This window comes from Streptomyces sp. Ncost-T10-10d (assembly GCF_900091955.1).
Taxonomy (GTDB): Bacteria; Actinomycetota; Actinomycetes; order Streptomycetales; family Streptomycetaceae; genus Streptomyces.
Window position 1 is genome coordinate 1 of record NZ_FMDF01000123.1, and the last position, 7,639, is coordinate 7,639.

8 protein-coding genes and 1 pseudogene are annotated in these 7,639 nt (G+C 65.4%); 5 read left to right on the forward strand and 4 right to left on the reverse strand.

The features are described 5' to 3' along the window. A pseudogene (locus GA0115254_RS19845) lies at window positions 1-656 on the reverse strand (IS110 family transposase); the annotation flags it as partial. Between the two features lie 167 nt (window positions 657-823). On the opposite strand from GA0115254_RS19845, the gene GA0115254_RS19850 reads away from it, so the two are divergent. From GA0115254_RS19850 to GA0115254_RS19855, 3 genes are read left to right on the forward strand one after another with little or no spacing between them, the layout of a single operon-like run. After that, entirely contained in the window at window positions 824-2,089 is a 1,266-nt protein-coding gene (locus GA0115254_RS19850) for a hypothetical protein (protein ID WP_370740904.1), read from the forward strand. Further along, on the forward strand, window positions 2,005-2,328 hold the full coding sequence (locus tag GA0115254_RS47675; RefSeq protein WP_370740905.1) for an RHS repeat-associated core domain-containing protein: 324 nt from the start codon (window positions 2,005-2,007) through the stop codon (window positions 2,326-2,328). Before GA0115254_RS19850 ends, GA0115254_RS47675 begins: the two co-directional genes overlap by 85 nt. A gap of 59 nt (window positions 2,329-2,387) precedes the next feature. After that, window positions 2,388-2,987, forward strand: a complete 600-nt coding sequence (locus GA0115254_RS19855; protein ID WP_093896629.1) for a deaminase domain-containing protein — start codon at window positions 2,388-2,390, stop codon at window positions 2,985-2,987. A 510-nt stretch (window positions 2,988-3,497) separates the two neighbouring features. On the opposite strand, the gene GA0115254_RS19865 is transcribed toward GA0115254_RS19855, so the two are convergent. Further along, entirely contained in the window at window positions 3,498-3,818 is a 321-nt protein-coding gene (locus GA0115254_RS19865; RefSeq protein ID WP_093896631.1) for an ankyrin repeat domain-containing protein, read from the reverse strand. 234 nt (window positions 3,819-4,052) lie between these two features. Here GA0115254_RS19865 and GA0115254_RS19870 point away from each other — a divergent pair, with 234 nt between their 5' ends. Together GA0115254_RS19870 and GA0115254_RS19875 are read left to right on the forward strand one after the other, a co-directional pair. After that, a complete protein-coding gene (locus GA0115254_RS19870) occupies window positions 4,053-4,346 on the forward strand; it encodes a transposase family protein (RefSeq protein ID WP_256102692.1) in 294 nt (97 codons plus the stop codon). Between the two features lie 311 nt (window positions 4,347-4,657). After that, the gene (locus GA0115254_RS19875; RefSeq protein ID WP_093896632.1) at window positions 4,658-5,836 is read left to right on the forward strand and encodes a hypothetical protein; all 1,179 of its coding nucleotides are present in this window, start codon (window positions 4,658-4,660) and stop codon (window positions 5,834-5,836) included. Window positions 5,837-6,100: 264 nt separating this feature from the next. Here GA0115254_RS19875 and GA0115254_RS19880 read toward each other — a convergent pair whose 3' ends face one another. Together GA0115254_RS19880 and GA0115254_RS19885 are read right to left on the reverse strand one after the other, a co-directional pair. Further along, window positions 6,101-6,391, reverse strand: coding sequence for a hypothetical protein (locus GA0115254_RS19880; protein WP_093896633.1), 291 nt, complete (start codon window positions 6,389-6,391; stop codon window positions 6,101-6,103). After that, window positions 6,382-7,639 (reverse strand): helicase associated domain-containing protein (locus tag GA0115254_RS19885; RefSeq protein ID WP_176740201.1); only part of this gene is annotated, 1,258 nt, incomplete at its 5' end. The genes GA0115254_RS19880 and GA0115254_RS19885, both read right to left, overlap by 10 nt.

Consider the following 7,639-nt stretch of genomic DNA (forward strand, 5'->3'; position numbering starts at 1 on the left):
CGGTGAAGTGGTGGGCCTTGCGCGAGCCGTGTGCCTTGAGCAGGGCCTCGCAGCGGGCCCGGCCGAGTCTTTTCAGCTTTGCCGGGGAGCCGTGCCGCGCCAGGAGGGCCTGAACGTAGGGGTAGGCCAGGCGCGGGCCGAGCACGCGCTCGAGGGAGGGATGGATCTGGGAGAGCAGGCCGCGCAGCCGGTTGGTGGTGCGGTTGACCTCACCGGCCAGGTCGTTGTCGTAGCCGGTGAGCATGGTCAGCTCGGCCAGCACCTCATCGTCGCGGTCCACCGCGCGCAGGGTGTGCGGCATGGTCCGGGGGGTCTCGGCGATCACGAACGCGTCGCGGGCATCGGTCTTGGCCTCGCCCGGGTGCAGGTCGGCGGCCCGGCGCATCGACAACCCGGGCAGGTAGGCGACCCGGCAGCCCGCCGCGCGGGCCACCGTCAACGGCAGCGCGCCGATGTTGGCGACCTGGTCCACGATCACCAAAACGGTGCCGAACTTCGCCACCAGTTTCGTGAACAGTTCCAGCAGTTTCGGCTCGGTGTTGGGCAGCCCGCTTGTCGTGCACGGTTCTGCCGTCCTCGGTCCTGCCGTGGGCGTGGTGGAACTCTTTGCCCAGGTCCAGGCCGAGGAAGAGGTCTATCGCGGTCGTGTCGACCATGTGCGCGTGCCCCTCGCCTCTCGTCTCCTCAACTCCCAGCCGTCCCTGCGGCACCACACGCCGGCAAGGCCTACACCAAGCAGGTCACGGCCTACGACAGCCTCGGCCGAGCCACCAGCACCGACGTCGTACTGCCGGCCAACGACTCCCTGGTCAGCGACAAGGTGGTGCCGCCCACGATCACTTTCGGCACGGACTACCGACTCGACGGCAACATCAACAACACCAAAGAACCCGCCATCGCCGGACTCCCCACGGAAATCGTCCAGCCGAAATACAACTCCGTCGGCCTGACCACCGAACTCTCCGGAACCAACACCTACCTCCTCGGTGTCAGCTACTCCGCCCTCGGCCAGGTCCAACAGCTCGCCCTCGGCGCCGGCGCCAAGAACACCTACATCGCCAACACATACGAGGCAGGCACCGGCCGCCTCACCAGCAGCGACGTCACGGACCAGACCCACCCGTACAAGCTGCAAGAACTCAACTTCACCCAGGACGACGCAGGCAACGTCCAGTCCATCTTCGACCCCACCACCCTCGGCGGCACCACCAAAGCCGACAACCAGTGCTTCACCTACGACGCCAACCGGCGTCTGACCGAAGCCTGGACCCCCAAGACCGCCGACTGCGCCGCCACCGGCCGTACCACCGCCAATCTCGACGGCGCCGCCCCGTACTGGACCAGCTACACCTACAACAACGCCGGCCAACGCGACACCGAAACAGTCCACACATCTGCGGGCGATGCCGCCACTTCGTACGGATACAAGACGCCGACCGGCCAGCCCCACCCGCTCGTCAAGACCACCGGTGCCAAGGCCGCCACATACGCCTACGACCAGGCAGGCAACACCACAGGACGCCCCGGCACCCAAGCCACCCAGACGCTGGACTGGAACACCGAAGGCGAACTCGCCTCCACCGCCGAACCAGCGGCAGGTACCAAGCCCGCTCTGGGCACCACCTATCTCTACGACGCCGACGGCGAACTCCTCATACGCCGCGCGACCGGAGACGGCGACACCGTCCTCTACCTCGGTACCACCGAAGTACGCCTCACCACCAAGGGCGCTACCAAGACGGTCTCAGGAACCCGCTACTACAGCGCGGCGGGCCAGACCATCGCGGTCCGCACCGCAACTGTCGGCACCGCGGGCAGCAAGCTCAGCTTCCTCGCCGCCGACCACCACGGCACCAGCAGCATCGCCACCGACGCCACCACCCAGGACATCACCAAGCGCTACACCGCCCCCTTCGGCGCCCCCGCGGCACGAAGACCACGACCTGGCCCGACGACAAGGCCTTCCTGGGCAAACCCGCCGACACCACCACCGGGCTCACCCACATCGGCGCCCGCGAATACGACCCCAGCGTCGGCCAGTTCATCAGCGTCGACCCGGTACTGGACCCCGCGCAGCACCAATCCCTGAACGGCTACGCGTACGGCAACAACAACCCTGTAACGTCCGCAGACCCCACTGGTATGTGGATCGACGACGGCACAGGCCACCACGAGCCTAGGCGCGACGGGGCCCTGCCCCGGCACCGAGCCCCACCCCGGGGACGTCGGGAGGCACTCATAGCGGTGGCGGTGGCGGTGGTGGCGGTGGCGGTGGTGGTAGTGATGTTGGAAGCAATTCGCCCACTCCTTCTCCCAGTCCGGGGATAGTGCCCGAACCAGGTCCCTATGGTGGCGTCTATGCGGAAGCTTCGCCGAAGCAGTTCCTTATGGAAGCTGCGCTTGGCGTCTGCAGTTGGATTCCCGTTGCCGGCCTTGGATGCGATGCGTACGACATCAATCGGTCTGCGGATGAAGGGGATAATGTAGGCCTTGCGCTAGGAATCGCTGGAATTCTCCCATTCGGCGACTTCGGTAAACTCGGTAAGAAGTTCCAGAAGCTGCAGGATGCCTGGAATCTGGCGCGGCATATACGAGGGATTGACCCTAAGGAGGTTGTAGACGCGCTGAGGAAGACTGGGAGATTCAAGAGTGATGCCAATCTGGCGGCGGCTACAGTCGACGTAGAGAGCCTGAATCCTATGATTCTGGCTTCTATGAGCGGAAGTGGCAGGAGGGACGGCATGGTGCCGGCGCCCGGGGATCCTCACAGCGGCTATCCGCAGAGATATATACCAAACGGCAGGGCCTCCGATTCTGAGGGTAAGATATTCAATTACCTTGCCAATGAATTGGGGCCCCCGAATGAGACTGTGAGTGGAACGATTCGTCTGCACTCGCAAAGGGATGTGTGCGATTCATGTAGGGGAGTCATGGATTCTTTTCAGGCCGAATATCCAAATATTCGAATAATAGTAACTGAAGGGTGAAAGTGTAGGGTCCGCGAGGCTAGCTAGGGATCGTCGCAACACGTGGTCGGTTTAGTCAGGCCGCGAGTAGTGTATGCAGGCGCTCGGTTGGGGATTCCCGGTCGAGCGTTTTGCGTGGGCGGCCGTTGAGGTCGGCGGCGACGGCGTCCAGGCGCGCGCGGGTGTGGACCGACAAGTAGGTGCCTTTGACTCCGGCCGCTACCCCGACCGTCCTTGTTATGGCAGCCTGTTCCAACAGCGGAGCTCCTGTGGTGAGGTGTCTTGGAGTGATAGACCTCTTCTACAGCAGCTCCGCTGCCTCGTTCACCAGCCTTGACGCACGACCTTCATGCCTAACTGAACGGCGTTGCCGCTAGAACTCAAGCTATAGAAAGCGGGCCGTACACCTTTATCTTGACGAGTGCCGTAAAAGTGTCTGGCCAGGCGAACTTTCACAATTGGCACTCTGCGGCCAACCCGCAGGGTTGATGGTGGAAAGTTGGTCGACCGTACGGGCGGGTGGGGTGTTTGCTATTTTCTATTCAACCAAGCTTCAAAAAGATCGCAGGCGAGCCAATGTCCTGAAACGAAAGCCAGGTGATGGGCAGATAGGCCCTTGCCTCCGTGTGAAGGACGGGTTGGATCGGCCCCTTTCGATAGCAGGAGAGCCGTTGCGTCCACATGGAGCGGTTTTCCGGTCTGCACGTGACCATCGATCTCGCCGTCCACTGCAGCATGCAGAAGCGTGAATCCGTTCCACTCTTGATGGACATCGGATCCGTTGTCGAGAAGGTTGCGTAGTTCTTCGAGATCGTCCTGCTCGAGTGCGAGTCGGGCCGGTGTCATGTCCATGTATTTTCACCTCGTCTTGCAACATGGTTTGTTCGATATTGTAATTCAAGTCGGTGTGTCTTGTCGGGGTCGGCCAAGTAGGTTCTGGCTGGTGGCAGTGAGTCAGGGCTTCGGCGTAGTCGCGTGACGCCCGGTTCGTGGTGGTCGGTCAGGTCAGCGACGGGCCCGGAACGTGACAGGCACGGCTTCCAAGATCATGGAGTTCTCGACGCCCCGTGATCCGAGTGGAAGACCGTGCCTGCCGACGCATCATCGCTGATCCCGCCTGCCCTTGACCAGCTCCGCGAGCACCCCGAGGTCGAATCCGAGGAGGTCCCGAGCTTTCTGAAGCGGTTGGCCGAGGTACCGGACCCGCGTGATCCACGCGGGGTGCGCCACCGCCTGGCCGTCGTCCTCGCACTCACTGCGTGTGCGGTGCTGGCCGGGGCGACCTCGCTACTGGCGGTCGGCGAGTGGATCGCCGACGCTCCGGCGCATGTGCTGGAACAGGTCGGCGCCCGCCCCGATCCGCTGCTGCCCAAACGGTAGTTGCGCCACTGCCAGCAGGACCGCAACACCTTCGCTTCCAGCCCGTATCGGCTCGCGATGCGACAGATCAGGGATGAGACCGTCTCTCCTTGCAGGGGAGCGGTTCGCAACAGACCGGAGTACTGGGTCACTCCGCTGAAAATATACGTACTTGGGCTGCTGAAAAGCGTCTAATGGGCGCTGTGACCGTATCTGACGCTCTGTGGCGTTTTACCGACACCGACGACTCTGACTCCATCAGTCTGATCGTCGAGACTCCCGCAGGCACTCACGTGCGCCGAATATCTCCGGCCATGCCTCTTCCTACCGACGTGGAACCAGGCATCGGAGCCGAAAAGGCCGCACATACGGCGGCCGCCACGTGGGGCCTGCCCGACTTCGTGTTCCAGGCCGCGCTCACCCGCAAAGGGTCCGGGCAGCGTGAACTCGGCGACCGGCTGCTGCTCAGCGGCAAGCGCGGCGCGGTCGTCCAGATCAAGAGCCGTACCGTGAAGCCGAAGGGCGACGCGGAGGAGCGGACCTGGATCCAGAAGGTGACCAAGAAGGCCATGAGCCAGGCCAAGGGGACCGTGCGCATGCTGCGTCTCCAGCCGGCCGACATGGTCAACGGGCGAGGCACAACCCTGTCGGTAACAGGCGACGCCTACGAGTGGATGGCCGTGTCCCTGCTCGATCACGACCACATTCCCGACGATACGGTGCCCACGTTCGCGCCGATCGGCATGCCCGCGCTGACACTGACCCGCCGAGACTGGGACTTCCTCTTCGACCAGCTGCGCTCCACCACCGCGGTGCTGGACTACCTCTTCCGGGCGGCCGGAGAGCCGCCCATCGCGCTCGGCGACGAGCCGGTGCGCTACTACGAACTCGCCGCAGCCGACGCCGCCGCACCACCCGGACACATCGACACCGAACTCGTCGGGCCCGGCGGCCGCCACTTCTCCACACCCCTGCTGCCCCAAGTGCCGGCCGGAGCCGGAGAGACCAACACTCACCTGGTCATCCGAGCCGTGCTCGAAGACGTAGCCACCAGCCTGCTGCGTGACTCGGTCTCGGAGAGCGACCGGCTCATGGTGCTCGCCGACCTCGACCGCCTCCCGGTCGGCATGCGGGAGGAATGGGGGCAACTGCTCCTCGACATGCTCGACGACGTGCAGCAGGCTCCCGACGGCCACGTGAAATGGCGCTCTCGACGTCAGCTACACGAAGAGGCGGACGGCGACCGGCAGATGCTCTTCGTATGCGCGACACGCTTCGACAAGTATATGGAGGCGGGGTTCGGCAACTTCGTCATGCTGCGCCACCATCAGGTCGGCGAACGTACCGGGCGCCCGGATTCGCTGTGCAGCGTCGGCGTCATGCTGACTCCGAACTACAGCGGCAAACGGCCCTGGGACACCACACTGGTGAAGATCCTGGGCCCCAGCCACCTCACCCCGGAGGAAGTAGGCGAGTTCGGGAAGCTGTGGCCCGAACGCGGCAACGCCTGAGGTGTCACCGGCGAGTCCGTCGGTACTGCCTTCGGGGTGAGTTCGGGGTGAGCGAGCGGGACAGCGGCAGGACTCCGGTGCTTGTGTCTCGTCCTGGCGGGATCGGCTTCTTCACCCCGTAGGGCCCAAAGCCAGCACCCGGACAGCAGCGACCGGAAGGAAAGATCCCGGGCACGACGAAGGCCCGGACACCTGGTCCGGGCCTTGCTCTGTCAAAGTCCTCTAGCGGGTCGAACGCCAGTAAGGGAGTCGGAGACCTACCGTCTACTCGTGCTCTCTCCGGGAGCGGTTGGCGATCCAGCCCGGTTCGCGCCCGGGCGCTGGCACCGCGTGTCGGGGGCGGGCATGATGCGCCAGCTGGTGCGCGGCGCGGTGAGAGCGTGGGTCCAGGACGACGACGGCCTGGCGGCCGAAGCCGCCCTGGACCCACGGCCCGGTGAAGCGGACCTGATCGGCTGCCCAGTCGCCCGCTCGCCGCCAGGGGCGAAGGCGTCCGAGCAGATAGCCGGCCGCGAGCGCGGCGGCCGCGGTGACGACGGCGCCCATCACGACCATCGCATCCCGACCTTGGACAGCTGCTCCACCCGCTCCGGCGTCAGCGTGGCGGCCCTGCTCCGCTGGTTGCTGACCCATGCTCCCAGGCGGAACTGGAGCTCCCACCCGTCATCGGAGAGCACGGTCTCGATGTGCTTGCGTGGGACCTTCAGATGGCCCTCGCGTTCGAAGAACTGCCGGGCGGCCGCGAGATTGGCGGTCCACTTGTCGGCCTGGGTGCGGCGCGGGGTCGGCTTCTCGTCCTCGGTTGCGGGTGTGATCCCGAGGACCTGTTCCAGCATCCACTGCTGTACGCCGGTGAGCTTGTCCCAGCCCAGACGCTGGGCGCGCACCCACCGCCCGAGGTCCTCGCCCTGGCGCAGGACGTCACCCTGCTCGGTCGGCAGCTTGCCGCCGTCGTCCAGGTGCAGCCGGGTGAGGTGGAACGCCCGCTGCCACTCCACGGGCCAGGCCGGGCACCATGAGGCGTCGATCTCCTCCAGCTGCTCACGCCGTTCCGGCGACAGTGCGCCGGCCCACGATTCCACCGGCTGTCCTTCGGCCTGGCGCTGTTCGAGGTCCTGGGTGCGCCGGGCGGCGGCGCGGGCGTTCTTCAGCCAGATGCCGACTTTGTAGCCCTGGTGGGCGGCGTCCAGCGGCGCCAGGAGGTGTCCATGTTCGGTCGCCCATCCGCGGGCGGCGGTCAGGCCTTCTTCCCAGGCGATGTCGAAGTGGGACCAGATCATGCCGAGCTTCTCCAGCTGCTGGACGCGGTCCTCGTCCATGTTCCCGCGGGCGTAGAAGCGGCGGGCGTCGGCGGTCCACTGCCCGAGGGGGAAGTTGGCGAGCGAGGCGGGCCACCCCTCGGTTTCCGCTTCCGGGTCGTCGACGGCTGGGACGCGGTAGGTGAATGGCACGCGCAGGTCGGCGTGCAGCCGGTTGTAGATGACGGCGGCTTCTATCCCGCGCCGCCAGTGTTCGTGTTCGGGGTTGAGGACGCGCAGGTTGATGAACGCCGCCAGGTGCGCAGGGTCGCGGGGTGTGGAGAACTTCAGCAGGGCCTTGGCCGGACCGCTGATGCCCTGCCATGCTGCTCTGTGCTCATCGCCTTCACTGCCGAACTCGCGCCGCTTGGGAGCACGGCTGGGGGCCTGTTGTTCCGCGAGGGTCTCCACGATCCGCGTGTCGTGCGCGCGGAGAGCTTCCAGGAGTTTGGCGAGCCCGCCGAATGCCCGGCTGGTGAGCATGTTGTCTGCTGTCTCGCCTGGT